Below are 15,845 nucleotides of genomic sequence, written 5' to 3'. Positions count from 1 at the left end.
ATCTTTATTTTTTCACTAATTAATCTATTCGACATTTAATATTTATATTCCTTCTGTTTATTTTTATTTTTATGCATATACTTATATTATCATCTTATCTATAAAAATTCCATATCCTATTTTAGGATTATCTACAAAAACATGAGTAACTGCACCTATTATTTTATCATCTTGTATTATAGGGGCCCCACTCATTCCTTGTATAATCCCCCCTGTATAATTTATTAATTCATCATCTACTACCTCAATCACCATATCTTTCCCATCTTCTTTGTTTTTTCTATCAATTTTATTTATGCAAATATCATACTCCCTTATTATTCCATCTTTATTTTGAAATAATATAGTGGCTGGACCATATTTAACACTTTTTTTACCACCCATTTCTAGCATTTTATGTTTTACACCAATATCATATTCATTTAAATTTCCATTTATTCCAAATTCATCATTTTTAGTAAAATCTCCTATCTGTGTACCTACATCAAAATTAGATTTTATACTTCCAACTTTTCCATAAGTCCCTTTTTCAATTTCAATTCCATATGATTTATATATATTCCCACTTTTTATTTTTATTAATTCTTCAGTATCTTTGTCTTTTATTGCATGTCCTAATGCAGCAAAAGTTTTATTTTGAGGATCATAAAATGTCATAGTTCCTATTCCAGAAATTTTATCTCTAATCCATAATCCTAATCTATATTCGTCATTTATTTTATTTACCATAACTTCTTTTTCTAACTCTTTACCATCTCTTTCTATTAAAACTCTTACATATTTATTTTCTTTATTATTGCTTATAATATTATTTACATCTTTACTGTTATATACTTTTTCACCTTCAATGCTAATTATATTATCCCCTGGATTTATTCCATCAATATAACCTGTATCATTTTCATTTCCTAAAACTAAAACACCATCTGTATCTGCTCTTATACCAACTATATTTCCTAATGGCATAAGATATTTTTTTTCTTTATCTATAGTTTTTACTATATTTGTAATACTAAAAAAGATTATACATAAGAATAATACTATAAATAATATTTTATTATTTTTTTTCAAATATAAACACTTCTTTCTTTTTATATTTTTATATACATATAGTTCCATATTTTCTATTTTTTATCCAATGTATATATATCTTTTTACTATCACAAGGTCATTTTTTTAAACTAAAAAAGTCGCTTCGCTCCTGTCGCTCAAATTTCATGTCGTCAACGTCCACTCGGTAAACTCGTGTCCCGTTACTCAAACGACTTCGTCCGTTGATCAAAAGTATCTTTTTTTACTTTCAGCAAAGTGTTTATATAACTCTATTCTATAAGTTATTAACAGATATTCGGTAAACATAAATTCCTTAAGCGTAAAAAAGGCACCTAATTAGGTGCCTTTTTAGCAAGTTCTATAATTTCACTAGCATGTTCCATAGTTTTTTCAGTTATATTGCTTCCTGCTATAAGTCTAGCTATTTCATCTTTTCTCTCTTCATCATCTAGCTTATTTATTACAGTGAATGTTCTATCTATAGATGTTTTCTTTTCTATGCAATAATGAGTGTCTGCATTAGCTGCAATTTGTGGTAAGTGAGTTATACAAAGTATTTGTTTTTTCTTTGCTATTACAGATAGTTTTTCTCCTACTATTTGAGCTGCAATACCACTTATACCAGTATCTATCTCATCAAATACTAATGTGTCTATTTCATCTATATCCGCTAGTATAGTTTTAAATGCTAACATAAATCTAGACATTTCTCCACCAGATGCAACTTTATAAATAGGTTTTATATCTTCTCCTAAGTTAAAAGAAATCATAAACTCTATATCATCTTGTCCTTTTACATTAAATGTAGATTTATTAAAAGCAACTTCAAATACTACGTTTTTCATATTTAAACTTTTTAGCTCATATAAAAGTTTTTCTTGTAGATCTTTAGCTACTTTTTTTCTACTTTCTGTTAGCTGAATAGCTTTATTTTCTAAAACTGATTCTATTTTTTTTAGCTTTAATTTCAACTCTTCAACTTTTTCATCTCTATTTAAAATTTCATCTAATCTTTTAGATATATTATCTTTATATTCTAAAATTTCATCTATTGTATCTCCATATTTTCTTCTTAGGGTGTTTATTTCGTCTACCCTCTGCTCTATTTGTTCTAGTTCATATGGAGAAAAATCTATACCTTCTTTATAATTTCTTATATCTCTTGATATATCTTGAAGCTCATACATTATTCTTTCTATATTTTCATTATATTCATTCAATCTATCATCATATTTTGCTATAGAATTTAATTCTCCTAATGATTTAGATATAAGATCTACTGAATTTATAGATCCATCATATAGATTTGAGTATGCATTATTTAAGTTAGTATATATTTTTTCTCCATTTCTATATACTTCTCTCTGTTTTAAAAGATCTTCATATTCATCATGATTTAAGTTTGCTGATTCAATCTCATTTATTTGAAATTTAATCAAATCTATTTCTCTTTGAATTTGCATATCATCTTTATTTTCAGTTAATACATTCAATGCTTTTTTTACTTCATTGTACTCGTTATATGTCTTTTCATAATCTAATTTCGGCTCTATCAGATTCTCTTCTCCAAATAAGTCCAAGAAGTCTATATGTGTATCTTTATTAAACAACACTTGATTTTGATGCTGACCGTGTATATCTATTAAGTAAGCTGAGATATCTTTTAAAAAAGCTACTTTAACACTTCTACCATTGATTCTTGATATGCTTTTTCCATCATCAAAAATTTCTCTACTTATTATTATTTGATTATCTTCATCTATATCAATTCCATTTTCTAATAACTTTAGCTTTAACTTATTATTATTAACTTCAAATAAAGCTTCTACTAATCCCTTTTCTGTGCCTTTTCTTAAAAAAGATCTATCATATTTACCACCTAAACATAGGCCCAGGGCGCCTATTATTATAGATTTTCCTGAACCTGTTTCACCTGTTAATATGTTTAAATTTTTATCTATGTTTAACCTTAGTTCATCAACTAAAGCACAATTTTTCATATATAATTCAAGGATCACTTTAAATCCCCCTCTTTTATTACATTAAGTTATGTGAGTTATCTACAACTGTATCTATAGTTTTCTTGAATTCTTCTTTATTATATACAAAACCTTCATTAGAGTTTTTTAAATGAATTAAATATTCTATATTTCCTTCTGGCCCTTTTATAGGAGAATAATCTAATCCTAATATTGCAAACCCTGATTCTGCTGCAAAGTCAGATATTCTTTCTATAACCTCGATGTGAGTAGATTTTTCTCTTACAACACCTTTTTTACCTACTTTTTCTCTTCCTGCTTCAAATTGAGGTTTTATCAAAGCTACTACTTGTCCATTAGGTTCTAAAAGTTCTTTAGCTTTTGGTAAAACTAATTTTAAAGATATAAACGAAACATCTATTGATGCAAATTGACCAAACTCTTTAGTATCCTCTATAGTTACATGTCTTATATTAGTTCTTTCCATGCAAACTACTCTTTCATCTTGTCTCAGTTTCCAAGCCAGTTGTCCATATCCTACATCTATAGAAAATACTTTTTTAGCTCCATTTTGAAGCATGCAATCCGTAAATCCACCTGTTGAAGACCCTATATCTAGACATACTTTATTTTCTAAAGTTATATCAAAGTTTTTCATTGCTTTTTCTAGCTTCAATCCACCTCTACTAACATAAGGAATCGGATTTCCTTTTACTTCAATATTGCATTCTTCTTTAACTTCAGACCCTGCTTTGTCACATCTTTGATTATCTACAAAAACTAGTCCTGCCATTATAGCTTTTTTAGCTCTTTCTCTACTTTCAAAAAATCCTTGTTCTACAAGTAATACATCTATTCTTTTTTTCATATAAACTACCTTTCTATTTTAATAAATCCTCAATTTTTTGTGCTATACAGCCACTTGAAATCCCACATTTTTCATATAATACATTAACATCTCCATGTGGTACAAATTCATCATTTATTCCTATATTAACAATATAATTATCATACTTGTTATCTATTACATACTTATTTATTCTACTTCCAAATCCACCTGTAACCATATTGTCTTCAACCGTTACAATATATTTATGCTTCTTTAACAAATCATTTATTAATTTTTCATCAATAGGTTTTAAAAATCTAGCATTAATAAGTGTTGGATTTATATTTTTATCCTTTAATATATCTATGGCTTCTAATGATTGTTTAACCATATTTCCTATAGCCAGTATGGCTATATCTTGTCCTTCATTTAAAATTTCATAAGTACCAAGCTTTACAGGTTTATATTCACCTTTATCTAAGAAATAACTAACACCTCTTGGATATCTAATAGCTTTAGGTCCTTCTATTTCTAGTGATAGATCCATCATTAATTCAAGTTCTTTTGTGTCCTTTGGAGCCATTACAACCATATTAGGAATAGTATTTAAGTAACTTAAATCAAGTATTCCATGGTGTGTTTCTCCATCATTTCCTACTAATCCAGCTCTATCTATTAATAGTGTTACATCCTTTTTAGTTATTGCCATATCGTGAATTATTTGATCGTATGCTCTTTGTAAGAATGATGAGTATACAGCAAAGTATGGTTTCATTCCATTTTTAGCTAAACCACAACTAAATGTAACTGCATGTTGCTCAGCTATACCAACATCATAATATCTATTTGGATACATTTCACTAAATTTGTTTAAACCTGTTCCTGATGGCATTGCTGCTGTTATAGCTACAACTCTATCATCCTTAGTTGCTAAATCAATCAACTTTTCTCCAACAACAGCAGATATACTCTTGCTTGATGATGGTTTTATACCTGTTTTTATATCAAACTTTGAAACTCCATGATATTTGTGAGGTTGCTCTTCTGCAAATCTATATCCTTTACCTTTTTTTGTTATTACATGAAGAAGCATAGGTCCGTTATATTCCTTAGCTTTTTCTAAAGCTTTAGTTATTTCTCCTATGTTATGACCATCTATAGGTCCTAAATATTTTACTCCTATAGAATCAAAAAAGGCACATTCTTGCAATAAAAATTTACTTTTTATACTATCTTTCATTTTACTAGCAGTTTTAGATAGTATAGTTCCACCTGGAGCAGAATTTAATATTTTTCCCATTTCATCTTTTACTTTATTTACAGTAGAGTTTCTTATTATAGAAGATAAGTGCTTAGACATACCTCCAACATTTTCATCTATAGACATTTCATTATCATTTAAAATAACTATCATATTAGTTTTTATATCACCTAAATGATTTAAAGCTTCTAATGCCATTCCTCCAGTTATCGATCCATCTCCAATTACAGATATAACTGAGAAATCTTCACCTTTTATATCTCTTGCACATGCAATTCCAGACCCAACAGATATTGAAGTGCTACTATGTCCTGTATCGAATATATCATGCTCACTTTCAATCTCTTTCGGAAAACCACTTAAACCTTCAAACTGTCTTAATGTTTCAAATTGATTTTTTCTACCTGTAACTATTTTATGGACATAAGCTTGATGTCCTACATCCCATATAAACTTATCCTCAGGGCTATTAAATACCTTATGTAAAGCAAGTGTAAGTTCAACCACCCCTAAGTTAGAAGCCAAATGTCCTCCTGTATTTGATACAGATCTAACTAGAAATTTTCTTATGTCTTTAGCTAGTAAATCTAGTTCTTTATTACTCATTTTTTTTATATCTTCAGGAGAATTCACATTATCTAAATATTTGTACATATTTTCTCACCTTTTATCTAAGTAATTTTTCATTAATACCTTCTTAATTAAATATTAATGCTGTAATAATTCCTAAAATCGCTCCAAAAAAAACTTCTGTAGGAGTATGTCCTACTAATTCCTTTAATTTTTTTTGTTCTATATGCTTTCTATGTTGTAAATCATCTACTATCTGATTCAAAATAACCGCTTGTTTACCCACTGCTCTTCTAACTCCTGATGCATCATACATTATTATCATAGAAAAAACTGCTACTATTGCAAAGTTAGTAGAGTCAAATCCATACTCCATTCCAATTAATGTAGATAGTGATGTTACGAAAGAACTATGAGAACTTGGCATTCCACCTGAAGTAAAAATTCTTGAAATTTGAATTCTTTTTTCTTTTCCAGTGAATATCTTAAAAAATTGTGCCAAGAAACAAGCAAATATACTTATCCATAACACTTTGTTGCTGAAAATCTCCGAAATAAAGCTCATTTCTCCTCCTTAGTACTCTCTATCAACTATATAATCTGCTAACCCATTTAAGAATTCGCTATTTGAATTAACATTATTAATACTTAGCTTAGCTTCTTGTATTAATTCATTTGCTATTTCTTTTGACTTCTCAAGACCTAACAATGATGGGTATGTAGATTTATCATTATCTATATCGCTACCTACTTTTTTACCAAGTTTAGATTCATCTCCAACTATATCTAATATATCATCTACTATCTGGAATGATAAACCTATGTTTTTAGCATATTTAGTAATATTCTCTAGTTGAACTTCATCCGCTCCCCCAATTATAGCTCCAGCTCTCATACATCCCACCATTATAGCTGCTGTTTTATTCATATGTATAAAATCAAGTTTATCTATATTTATTTTTTTATTTTCACTTTCAATATCAACAACTTGTCCACCTATCATTCCATATATACCTGATGCTTTAGCTATTTCATTTATAGCTCTTAAATATTTTTCTGAATTTTCTTTTCCTATAGATTCTCTAAGCATTATTTCATATGCATAATTTAAAAGTCCATCTCCTGCAAGTATAGCCATAGCTTCTCCATAAACCTTATGATTAGTAGCTCTTCCCCTTCTTAAATCATCATTATCAAGTGCAGGTAGATCATCATGTATTAAAGAATACGTATGTATCATTTCTATAGCTACAGCAAATGGAATTACATCTTTCTCATTTCCCCCAACTATCTTGCAAGCTTCTAGTGTAAGTATAGGTCTTAATCTTTTACCTCCAGCTTTTAAACTATAATTCATAGCTTCACATATAGTTTTTTGATACCCTTCTTCTTTTGGCATATATTCATTTAGTAAATTTTCTACAGTGACAACTTTACTCTTTAAATCATCTTTAAAATTCATAGTTATTCCTCCTCTGGGCTAAAAGGTACTTCTTCTCCATTTGCATTGAATTTATTTATTTTCAAATTAGCTTCATCTAATAGCTTATTACAGTATCTATAAAGCTTGACTCCTTCTTCATATAAGCTAAGTGATTCATCTAAACTAGTAGTCCCAGATTCTAACTTAGCTAATATATCTTCTAAATTTTTATAAGCTTCTTCATAAGATAAATTCATTTTTATACCTCTTTAACTTTTATTTTCTCTACAATACAATCTAGTTGTCCATCCTTTAAAATAACTTCTAACTTATCATTTTCTTTTACTTCATTTGTAGCATTTATTATCTTTTTATCTTTTTGAACAATCGTGTATCCTCTATCTAAAGTAGATAATGGACTTAAACTATAAAGTATAGATCCTTTAGTATTTAAATCCTGTTTCTTAAAATTTATTACATCTTTAATCTCATTAGTTATTTTATCATATATTGTATCTATTTGTATAATTTTATCTCTGATTATATATGATCTAACTACAGTATTTATTTTGTCAAATACATTGTTTAACCTACTTTCATCTAACTTAGATTGGTTGAGTAAGGCTTTGTCCATCCTAACTTTGCTATTTAAAAGTTTAAACAATAATTCTTCTAAGTTAGGTGTTGCTATTTCTGCTGCTGCTGAAGGCGTAGGAGCTCTCATATCTGCAACAAAATCAGCTATTGTAAAGTCAGTCTCATGTCCTACAGCTGATATTACTGGTATTTTAGAGTTAAATATCTCTCTCGCTACTATTTCTTCATTGAAAGACCATAGTTCTTCTATAGATCCTCCACCTCTACCAATTATTATTGTATCTACATTATTAGCATTATTAAAAAATCTAATCCCTTCACATATATCTGTTGCTGATTTTTTTCCTTGTACAGATACTGGGTATAGCTTTATATTAACTTTTGGATACCTTCTTTTTATTACATTTATTATATCTCTTATTACAGCTCCGGTATCAGATGTCACAACCCCTATGTTATTTGGCATTTTAGGTATTTTCTTTTTGTATCTCTGGTCAAATAATCCTTCTTGATTTAGCTTTTCTTTAAGTCTATTAAACTCTATATACAAATTACCTATTCCATCTATTTCTATAGAATCTATATATAGTTGATATGATCCATCCCTCTCATAAACAGATATATATCCTCTAGCTATTACATTCATTCCATTTTCTAAATTTAAACTAGGATCATAATTACTTTTAAATATTACACAATTTATTTTAGATTCACTATCTTTTAATGTTAAATATACATTTTTACTACTATGAACTTTAAAATTTGAAATTTCCCCTTTTACTTTAAGATTGTATAAAACAGCATCATTACTCAGAATACGTTTTATATATGAATTAACTTCTCTAACTTCTAAAGCTCTTAATTTCATAGTTATTCTCCTATATATTTATTTACCCCTATATTGGCACACCCTACTGCATTATCTGTACTGTACTCACTCTCTGTAAAATAACATTTTACTTTTTCTCTTTCTAGTTTGTTTTGAAGATTATTTTTTATATATTTGCTAGATGCAACTCCTCCTACAAAAATAACTTCATAAATTTCATTATCATTACATAAATATTTAATTGATTTATATAAGCTTCTTACTATTGTATCCATCAATAACTTTGATAAATACATTTCATCATAATCCTCTAGATATTTATTTATTTGATTTTCTATACCAGATAAATTCATATACCCATCTTTGCATGATGTTTTTAATCCGAACTTTATGTTTTCATTGCATTCTAATGCATTTTTATCTATAAATTTACCACATGGGAAGTTATAACCTAGTTTAACACCTAATCTGTCTATTAGTTGTCCAAAGCTTATATCTTTACTACCACCTATTATTTTTATATCTAATTCATTTTTATTATCTTCTACTAGTAAAATTTCAGTTGTTCCTCCTGACATATGAACTGATATAAATTTATTTTGTTTTAATTTATTATTATATAAACTTGCATATATATGATTTTCCTGATGAGTAGTTAAATAAATAGGTATATTATTCATACTACTAAATAGTTTTGCAAAATTATACCCGACTGTAAATGCTGGCATATACGAATCTTCTACCGGCCTTGGCTTCTCAGATACACATATCCCAACTACATTATATTCTTTCATTAATTTACTAATTTCATCACTAATAATACCTAAGTTGTTTACATGTTGAAATACCATTTCGCTTTGTCTAAGACCTTTAGCTTCCTTACCTACTTTTAGCATTATTTTTTCATTAAATACTATATTTTTTTCTAAAGATATAGCTGCTATAGAAGTTGTATAGCAGCTAGTATCTATTCCAAGTATTATATTTTTATTTTTCTGAAGTTTCACTTACTATACTTCCTAATATACCATTTATAAACTTAGGTGATTTATCATCACAGTATAATTTAGATAATTCTATAGCTTCATTTATAGAAACTTTAGTAGGTATATTCTCGATGTATAGTATTTCACATATAGCAAGTCTAAGTATGGCTAAGTCAACTTTTGCCATTCTATTTACTGTCCAATTTTTTGCATATTTATTTATTAATTCATCTATATTTTCTTTATTATCTTTTATTGCGCTAACTACCTTATTTGCATAATTCATATCTATCATTTGAGATAATTCAGTTTCATTTAACTCAACTTCTGCATCATCTGAAAATTGTAGCTTTAATTCCTCATATCTGTTCTTTATATATTCAAAGTTATCGTTTAAGAAATTTTCTAATTTAGAGCTGACATCTTCTACGCCCTCTTTATTTATATCTATTTGGTATATGAATTTCATCATATATTCTCTAGTTGTTATCATTTTCGCTTTTTTCATTTGTTTCTTCCTCCTTTGAATTTATTATATACATATTTAGTCATAAAAAAACCCTCTGATTGTCAGAGGGCTATATTAACTTATATCGTAGATGCTTACTTTGCTTCAGTCTTATCAACTTTTTCTTTTTTAAAGTTGATTCCTTGAACATGTATATTAACTTGAGAAACTTTTAATCCAGTCATTGTTTCAACTGTGTTTTTTACATTTTCCTGTACTTTAAAAGCTATATCAGGTATAGATATTCCATAATCAATTATTATCATAACATCTAGGACAACGTCATCTTCCTCTATTTGGATTTTAACTCCATTATTTTTTAGTAATTTATCTGTGAAAGTCGATGTAGTTTCTACTCCTTCTACTTCTATAGCTGCTAATCCTGCTATAGTTGCGATGACATCATTTGATATCTTAACTTGGCCAAAGTTATTATTTTCCATCATATATCACATCCCTATGTAAACTATTTTATTATATAATAATACCAAATAGCGTCTTACTTTGCAACAAAAAAAGCCTCAGTATAATGAGGCTTTTTATACTTACTTCGCTTTATTATTCATAACCTTTATATTATCGTGAGCTATTTTTGCTTCACTTGCTACTAAATCAAATATTTTAGCTGCATCTTGTTGTTGTAATTCATCCTTGCTTACTACAACATTAACTGTATCATTACTTATGTAAACTAAAGAATCTTCAAATCCTTTTGCCCCTAATAAATCTTCTATTTTTATTTCTAACTCTTGATCTTTAACTAATTGTAATTTCATGTTTGATGCTTGTTTTCTTGTTTCTTCTGCTGTTGATGGGTTGTTTATTATTTCATTTAAATCTTCAGTTAATTCATTTCTTTGTCTTTCTCTATTCATTTTCATATCTATAGCATACGATGCTTTTTTCATATTTTTATCAGAAGTCATTTGTTTTTCTATTTCTTTGCTAGTTTCTTTTGCTTTTTCATCAACTACAGTTTCTTTGCTATCTACCACTTCAACTTTTTTTTCTTTTTCTTTTACTTTTTCTGTCTTATCTTCATTCTTAGAAAGTTGAGCTTCTTCATACATTTCCATTTCTTTAGATGCTTCTAGTACAGATTTTTTACTTAAATTATAATTTACTGTTCCAACGACTACTAACATTAGTGTTAGTGACATTACAACAAATCCCCTACTTTTAAACAAATTCTTATTAAACTTCATTTGTATTCCCCCTAATTAAAAATTTATTTTCTTGTAATATTTATATGTACGAGCTTTATTATTATGCTTAATTTTTTTATTTATTTTGAAAAAATTTCAACCTGATGCCCTGATACTTGAAGAGCTGTTTGCACTGCTGAATATAAAGTTTCCTTAACAACTGGATCAGTTGCTCCGCTTGAAACAACTATAACTCCTTTTATTTTAGGTTCAGATGTTTTTATAACTACAGGGTTATTTTCTCCGGATACTATCATAGTTTTATTTTCACTTGATGTTTCAACAGTTCTTTCTCCTCCTTGAGAATCTTTTTCTGTAGTTTCTTCTTTAGTTGAGTTTGAATTGAATGCAGGCTCTATTTGTTCACTGGACTCAAAGGTTATCATTACGTCAACTTCTCCTGCTCCTTCTATTTGAGATAATATTTTTTTCAAATTACTTTCTAAGCTATCATTTTCTTTAACTTGTACTTCTTTTGCTTTTGAATTTTCAACTTCATTAATTGTTTCTGTCCCTTTTTTATCTTCTGGCGTTTTTGAAAATACCACCAGCCCCATAATGCATGTAAATGCAAGAGCTGCTAATGTGTAAATTTTCTTTTTGTCTTCTTCTTTGAAATTCTTAAACATATCTACCAACCCCTATCAATCAATTTCTATGGTTTCAATAGAGATATCAAGTACATTTACTAAGCTCTCTTTAATTTCATCTTTAGATTTATCTTGTGAGCTTTCTTTGAATACTTGTTTATCCTCTTCATCCTTAGTAGATTGTATGTCCTCTTTTATACTTTTATTACTATCTTTTTCTTTTAATTTTATTTTACTTATATCTTCTCCATTAAAGTCTATATCTTCTAACTCATATCCATATTCTTCCAACTTTATCTTTAATACATTTTTCAATCCTTCTTCATATCCCGCTTTTATGCTTTTATCACCTGTGCTCTTTGATAGCCTTTCTACGCTTTCTGCGTACTCTTGATTATATTTTGTATAAGACTTCAACAATTTATCTTCTAAGCTAATACCATCAGTAAAAAAGTTTATTACAGGACTTATAACTATAAATATAAATATAAAATTTAAAACTACATTTATATATGATTTTATTTTAGAAGAAGGCAAAACCATGTTAACTATGTTTACTATAAATGCACCTATTAAAATACTTACAATCCATGCTTTTATACTATCTAACATTTTATTTCCTCCTTTTATTGAGACACTACACTAATTGATATGACTATTGCAATTGTAACAAAAAACATTATTGTTATTGCTATTATACATGCTAGCATTATTGCCATAAGATTAGCTATTTCGTTTAAAAAGTTAGATATATTTTCTTCTCCTACAGGTTCTACAACCATAGCCGATGTCTTATAAACCAAAATTATAGATACTATTTTTATTATTGGTATTAAGCATATACCTACTAGAATTATTAAACCAACTCCACCAAATAAGTTTTTTATTAATTGTGATGAGGATAATATTATGTCAAATGAATCTGATACAAATCCCCCAACTACAGGTATAAAGTTTCCAATAGCAAATTTTGTACTCTTTACTGCAAATCCATCTAAGCTTTTAACATACATTCCTTGCATAGATACAAGTCCTAAATATATAGTAAATATAGCTCCAATCGTTATTAAATTCATTTGCTTTATAAATGACGAAAGTTTTTTTAGCTTAATACTATTTGATATATTATTTATTACTAATATAGAAAATCCTATAGTTATAGTTACAAACAAAAAGTTTTTAAATATTACATTTATAAAAGTAACTCCACCCATAAATATAGGTGTCATAACTGTAGATGTCATAGGAAATCCCATAACCACTAAAAACGTAATTAGTATAGGCATTACAATTTGCATCAAGTTAATCATACTGTCTATGGTGTCATTACAAATATTTAAAACATCTTTAAATCCAATTAGCGTCAAAGTAACCATAACTATAAATACTATATATGTAGTTACTTGACTTATAGCTCCTGACGAAAATGAATTGTCTAAACTTTTTAATATAGATGATAAAAGTGCTAAAACAAGTATTATAGAAGCTACTTTTAAACTCGATTTTAATTCTTGAAATAAAAATAGTTTCATTCCTTCTTTATCAAATAGATCTAACATTGTCTTTTCTCCAGATATTAAATCTTTGATAAATGTTTTTATATCAACATCAACAATTAATTCTTCTTCCATTATGTGATTTTGTATGTCGTCTAAACTTAATTTATTTAACTGTTCATTTATATATGAATCTACACTTTCTTTTACTTCTTCATCCCCATTAGCAAATACAGTATTAGTAAATGTAAATACAATAACTATACACATTGCTATACTAGTTATAATTTTCTTCATAAGTAATCATTCTCCTATGGAATTATATTTAAAATCATGTCTATAATAGACATCAATATAGGGAATGACATAGTCATGACTATAATTTTACCTCCAAATTCTAACTTCGATGCAATATTCCCTTCCCCACAATCCTTACATATTTGAATAGCAAATTCCATTAAATAGGCTATTCCTATCAATTTTATAATTAGTGATATATACATGCTTGGTATATTCGCTCTAGACGCTAAATCATTTATACTTTCAATAATAAAGTTAAATTTATATGTTATAGATAATAAAATCATAACCCCTGTTAATATACCTATAAACATAGCCATCTCTGGTCTATCTTTTTTTATAATTAAACACAGTATAGTAGATGTTATCGCAAGCCCTATTAGCTTCATTACCTCCAAACAATCTCCCCCTTAATACAACTGAAACATTGTTCTCACTGCGTTAAATAAGTCATTTATCTCTGTTATTACCATAGTAAGAACAATTATCACACCTGCAAGTGTCGTTAAAGTCGTCCAGTCTTTTCTATCAGTTTTCTCAAGAACCATATTAAGCACAGATATCAATAACCCTATTCCTGCAACTTTAAATATCAAAGTTATATCCATATTATCACCCCTATATCAAAAATATTCCTATAACCAACCCAATTATAGTTGATAACTTTTTATACACCATACCTTTTTTATTAATCTCTTCATTGCTTTCCTCTGTGATTTTTTTTATATTCCCTATAGATAGTTCAATCATTCTCTCTTGAGAATATACGTCACCTTTACCAAGTGTTAAAATTAAATTTTTTAATTCATCAACCTCCTTATCTTGAAGATATGTTTCTTTAACTATATTTTTAGAGTTTTTATTTAGAATTTCTTCTAAAGTAAATTTATTCTCATGTTTTAAATCTTCGCTCATATTTTTAAAAAATACATTAAATGAAAATTCTTTATTTTCTCCAATCCTGAAAAACATTTCTTCTAATGTATATAATCCAAATGATAAGTCCATTCTCATTACCTCTAATATTCTTATGAGTTCATTTAATTGTTTATGTCTTTTTATATATGCCCTACATATATATTCTCCTATCAAGTAGCTACATGCCACTAATATGCTTATCATAACTATCTTAATTTGCAAAATACCACCTCTTTTCTTCCAGGTCGTATATTTTTTCAACAGTTCCTGGACCTTTTTTAGCAGATAGTATTATAACTTTTTTAAATAATTCTTTATCTAGTAGTTTACTCAGTTCTTTTCTTTCCCTTATATCTTCTATAGAATCTCCATGTACAGTAGTTATCAAGCTAACTCCTCCATTTAAAGCTGTGTATAGGGCTTTTATTTCTTTTTCACTTCCTATTTCATCTGTTACTATTAAATTAGGTGACATAGCTCTTAAAAGCATCGTTATTCCTATATCCTTCGGGCATGTTTCTATAACATCTGTTCTTATACCTATATCCATTTGCGGTACTCCTAGGTAAGAACCTGCTATTTCATTTCTTTCATCTATTAGGGCAACCTTTATTCCGTCAAACCCTTTCTCTTTATTTCCAGTGCTTATATTTCTTACAATGTCTCTTAATAAAGTTGTTTTACCACATTGTGGAGGAGATATAATTAATGTATTATTTACTTCTCTTGGTCCCTTTATAATGTGATTAAGTACTTTTTCAGAGCAATTTTTAACTTCCCTAGATACCCTTATATTTAAAGATGATATATGTTTGATGTTTTTAACTTGTCCGTCTTCAATTATTACCTTTCCTACTATCCCAACTCTGTGCCCACCCTTTAAAGTAATGAATCCCTTTTTTATATCATCTATAAATGAATGTATTGAATATTTACACATGAGTTGAAATGTAGTATCTATATCTTCTCTTGTAACTATATATGGATCTGTATTTTTATTGTCTAAACACTTACTTGAGTTATTATAAAAATAGTCTTTATTATTAAAATTTACTATTAAAGGCTTTTGAGTTCTTAATCTAATTTCTTCTATATTTAAGTCATTTTTTTGTATATTTATTATTTTTTCTCTTAAATTTGGTGATACCGAATTTAAAATTTCTTCTGAAAGTTTTTTCATTATTCTTGTCCTCCTTTGTTTTATATAATTATATTTTTCTATAGCTATATATATGACAAAAATATTGATTATTATTTAGACATAAAAAAACCTTAGTTAAATTAATTTAACTAAGGTCTTG

The 15,845-nt window shown here is 27.7% G+C and carries 19 protein-coding genes; all 19 read right to left on the bottom strand.

What is annotated here, in order from left to right:
* Positions 1 to 81: 81 nt before the first annotated feature.
* The 19 genes from ACEXNK_RS07160 to spoIIIAA all read right to left on the bottom strand — a co-directional run bounded on the left by ACEXNK_RS07160 (position 82) and on the right by spoIIIAA (position 15,724).
* Positions 82 to 1,071 carry a SpoIVB peptidase S55 domain-containing protein gene (locus tag ACEXNK_RS07160; protein WP_373598338.1) on the bottom strand — a complete coding sequence of 330 codons (990 nt, stop codon included), beginning with the start codon at positions 1,069 to 1,071 and terminating at the stop codon, positions 82 to 84.
* A 314-nt stretch (positions 1,072 to 1,385) separates the two neighbouring features.
* Positions 1,386 to 3,071: a DNA repair protein RecN gene (recN, locus tag ACEXNK_RS07155; protein WP_373598339.1), complete on the bottom strand. Its 1,686-nt coding sequence runs from the start codon at positions 3,069 to 3,071 to the stop codon at positions 1,386 to 1,388.
* A gap of 19 nt (positions 3,072 to 3,090) precedes the next feature.
* Positions 3,091 to 3,900 carry a TlyA family RNA methyltransferase gene (locus ACEXNK_RS07150; RefSeq protein WP_373598340.1) on the bottom strand — a complete coding sequence of 270 codons (810 nt, stop codon included), beginning with the start codon at positions 3,898 to 3,900 and terminating at the stop codon, positions 3,091 to 3,093.
* A gap of 13 nt (positions 3,901 to 3,913) precedes the next feature.
* Positions 3,914 to 5,776 (bottom strand): 1-deoxy-D-xylulose-5-phosphate synthase, encoded by a 1,863-nt coding sequence (gene dxs / locus ACEXNK_RS07145; protein ID WP_373598341.1) that lies wholly within the window; start codon positions 5,774 to 5,776, stop codon positions 3,914 to 3,916.
* A 43-nt stretch (positions 5,777 to 5,819) separates the two neighbouring features.
* Positions 5,820 to 6,257, bottom strand: coding sequence for a divergent PAP2 family protein (locus ACEXNK_RS07140; RefSeq protein WP_373598342.1), 438 nt, complete (start codon positions 6,255 to 6,257; stop codon positions 5,820 to 5,822).
* Positions 6,258 to 6,266: 9 nt separating this feature from the next.
* The gene (locus ACEXNK_RS07135; protein WP_373598343.1) at positions 6,267 to 7,154 is read right to left on the bottom strand and encodes a polyprenyl synthetase family protein; all 888 of its coding nucleotides are present in this window, start codon (positions 7,152 to 7,154) and stop codon (positions 6,267 to 6,269) included.
* Positions 7,155 to 7,156: 2 nt separating this feature from the next.
* Positions 7,157 to 7,372: an exodeoxyribonuclease VII small subunit gene (xseB, locus tag ACEXNK_RS07130; protein ID WP_373598344.1), complete on the bottom strand. Its 216-nt coding sequence runs from the start codon at positions 7,370 to 7,372 to the stop codon at positions 7,157 to 7,159.
* A gap of 2 nt (positions 7,373 to 7,374) precedes the next feature.
* Positions 7,375 to 8,580 carry an exodeoxyribonuclease VII large subunit gene (xseA, locus tag ACEXNK_RS07125; RefSeq protein WP_373598345.1) on the bottom strand — a complete coding sequence of 402 codons (1,206 nt, stop codon included), beginning with the start codon at positions 8,578 to 8,580 and terminating at the stop codon, positions 7,375 to 7,377.
* Positions 8,581 to 8,582: 2 nt separating this feature from the next.
* A complete protein-coding gene (locus ACEXNK_RS07120) occupies positions 8,583 to 9,548 on the bottom strand; it encodes an O-sialoglycoprotein endopeptidase (protein ID WP_373598346.1) in 966 nt (321 codons plus the stop codon).
* Entirely contained in the window at positions 9,529 to 10,035 is a 507-nt protein-coding gene (gene nusB, locus ACEXNK_RS07115; RefSeq protein WP_373598347.1) for a transcription antitermination factor NusB, read from the bottom strand. The genes ACEXNK_RS07120 and nusB overlap by 20 nt, the downstream gene beginning before the upstream one ends.
* Before the next feature lie 95 nt (positions 10,036 to 10,130).
* Positions 10,131 to 10,478, bottom strand: a complete 348-nt coding sequence (locus ACEXNK_RS07110; RefSeq protein WP_373598348.1) for an Asp23/Gls24 family envelope stress response protein — start codon at positions 10,476 to 10,478, stop codon at positions 10,131 to 10,133.
* 102 nt (positions 10,479 to 10,580) lie between these two features.
* Positions 10,581 to 11,240, bottom strand: a complete 660-nt coding sequence (locus tag ACEXNK_RS07105) for a SpoIIIAH-like family protein (protein ID WP_373598349.1) — start codon at positions 11,238 to 11,240, stop codon at positions 10,581 to 10,583.
* Positions 11,241 to 11,320: 80 nt separating this feature from the next.
* Positions 11,321 to 11,869, bottom strand: coding sequence for a stage III sporulation protein AG (locus ACEXNK_RS07100; RefSeq protein ID WP_373598350.1), 549 nt, complete (start codon positions 11,867 to 11,869; stop codon positions 11,321 to 11,323).
* Positions 11,870 to 11,884: 15 nt separating this feature from the next.
* Complete coding sequence (locus ACEXNK_RS07095) at positions 11,885 to 12,442, bottom strand: stage III sporulation protein AF (RefSeq protein ID WP_373598351.1); 558 nt, start codon at positions 12,440 to 12,442, stop codon at positions 11,885 to 11,887.
* Positions 12,443 to 12,456: 14 nt separating this feature from the next.
* Positions 12,457 to 13,623, bottom strand: coding sequence for a stage III sporulation protein AE (gene spoIIIAE, locus ACEXNK_RS07090; protein WP_373598352.1), 1,167 nt, complete (start codon positions 13,621 to 13,623; stop codon positions 12,457 to 12,459).
* A gap of 14 nt (positions 13,624 to 13,637) precedes the next feature.
* The gene (spoIIIAD, locus tag ACEXNK_RS07085) at positions 13,638 to 14,015 is read right to left on the bottom strand and encodes a stage III sporulation protein AD (RefSeq protein ID WP_373598500.1); all 378 of its coding nucleotides are present in this window, start codon (positions 14,013 to 14,015) and stop codon (positions 13,638 to 13,640) included.
* Between the two features lie 21 nt (positions 14,016 to 14,036).
* Entirely contained in the window at positions 14,037 to 14,234 is a 198-nt protein-coding gene (spoIIIAC, locus tag ACEXNK_RS07080; RefSeq protein ID WP_021122904.1) for a stage III sporulation protein AC, read from the bottom strand.
* A gap of 10 nt (positions 14,235 to 14,244) precedes the next feature.
* Positions 14,245 to 14,766: a stage III sporulation protein AB gene (locus tag ACEXNK_RS07075; RefSeq protein WP_373598353.1), complete on the bottom strand. Its 522-nt coding sequence runs from the start codon at positions 14,764 to 14,766 to the stop codon at positions 14,245 to 14,247.
* Complete coding sequence (spoIIIAA, locus tag ACEXNK_RS07070) at positions 14,756 to 15,724, bottom strand: stage III sporulation protein AA (RefSeq protein ID WP_373598354.1); 969 nt, start codon at positions 15,722 to 15,724, stop codon at positions 14,756 to 14,758. Before spoIIIAA ends, ACEXNK_RS07075 begins: the two co-directional genes overlap by 11 nt.
* Positions 15,725 to 15,845: the final 121 nt, after the last annotated feature.

This window comes from Paraclostridium bifermentans, assembly GCF_964259345.1.
GTDB lineage: Bacteria > Bacillota > Clostridia > Peptostreptococcales > Peptostreptococcaceae > Paraclostridium > Paraclostridium bifermentans_B.
Note: the sequence above shows the minus strand (reverse complement) of the source record. Positions and strands in the feature narration are given on the sequence as shown.

What these genes read in the sequence shown, in the direction of transcription:
- ACEXNK_RS07150 (WP_373598340.1), bottom strand. Translation starts at nt 3,900, where the DNA reads ATGAAAAAAAGAATAGATGTATTACTTGTAGAACAAGGATTTTTTGAA.
- dxs (WP_373598341.1), bottom strand. Translation starts at nt 5,776, where the DNA reads ATGTACAAATATTTAGATAATGTGAATTCTCCTGAAGATATAAAAAAA.
- ACEXNK_RS07140 (WP_373598342.1), bottom strand. Translation starts at nt 6,257, where the DNA reads ATGAGCTTTATTTCGGAGATTTTCAGCAACAAAGTGTTATGGATAAGT.
- ACEXNK_RS07135 (WP_373598343.1), bottom strand. Translation starts at nt 7,154, where the DNA reads ATGAATTTTAAAGATGATTTAAAGAGTAAAGTTGTCACTGTAGAAAAT.
- xseB (WP_373598344.1), bottom strand. Translation starts at nt 7,372, where the DNA reads ATGAATTTATCTTATGAAGAAGCTTATAAAAATTTAGAAGATATATTA.
- xseA (WP_373598345.1), bottom strand. Translation starts at nt 8,580, where the DNA reads ATGAAATTAAGAGCTTTAGAAGTTAGAGAAGTTAATTCATATATAAAA.
- nusB (WP_373598347.1), bottom strand. Translation starts at nt 10,035, where the DNA reads ATGAAAAAAGCGAAAATGATAACAACTAGAGAATATATGATGAAATTC.
- ACEXNK_RS07110 (WP_373598348.1), bottom strand. Translation starts at nt 10,478, where the DNA reads ATGGAAAATAATAACTTTGGCCAAGTTAAGATATCAAATGATGTCATC.
- ACEXNK_RS07105 (WP_373598349.1), bottom strand. Translation starts at nt 11,240, where the DNA reads ATGAAGTTTAATAAGAATTTGTTTAAAAGTAGGGGATTTGTTGTAATG.
- ACEXNK_RS07100 (WP_373598350.1), bottom strand. Translation starts at nt 11,869, where the DNA reads ATGTTTAAGAATTTCAAAGAAGAAGACAAAAAGAAAATTTACACATTA.
- ACEXNK_RS07095 (WP_373598351.1), bottom strand. Translation starts at nt 12,442, where the DNA reads ATGTTAGATAGTATAAAAGCATGGATTGTAAGTATTTTAATAGGTGCA.
- spoIIIAE (WP_373598352.1), bottom strand. Translation starts at nt 13,623, where the DNA reads ATGAAGAAAATTATAACTAGTATAGCAATGTGTATAGTTATTGTATTT.
- spoIIIAD (WP_373598500.1), bottom strand. Translation starts at nt 14,015, where the DNA reads ATGAAGCTAATAGGGCTTGCGATAACATCTACTATACTGTGTTTAATT.
- spoIIIAC (WP_021122904.1), bottom strand. Translation starts at nt 14,234, where the DNA reads ATGGATATAACTTTGATATTTAAAGTTGCAGGAATAGGGTTATTGATA.
- spoIIIAA (WP_373598354.1), bottom strand. Translation starts at nt 15,724, where the DNA reads ATGAAAAAACTTTCAGAAGAAATTTTAAATTCGGTATCACCAAATTTA.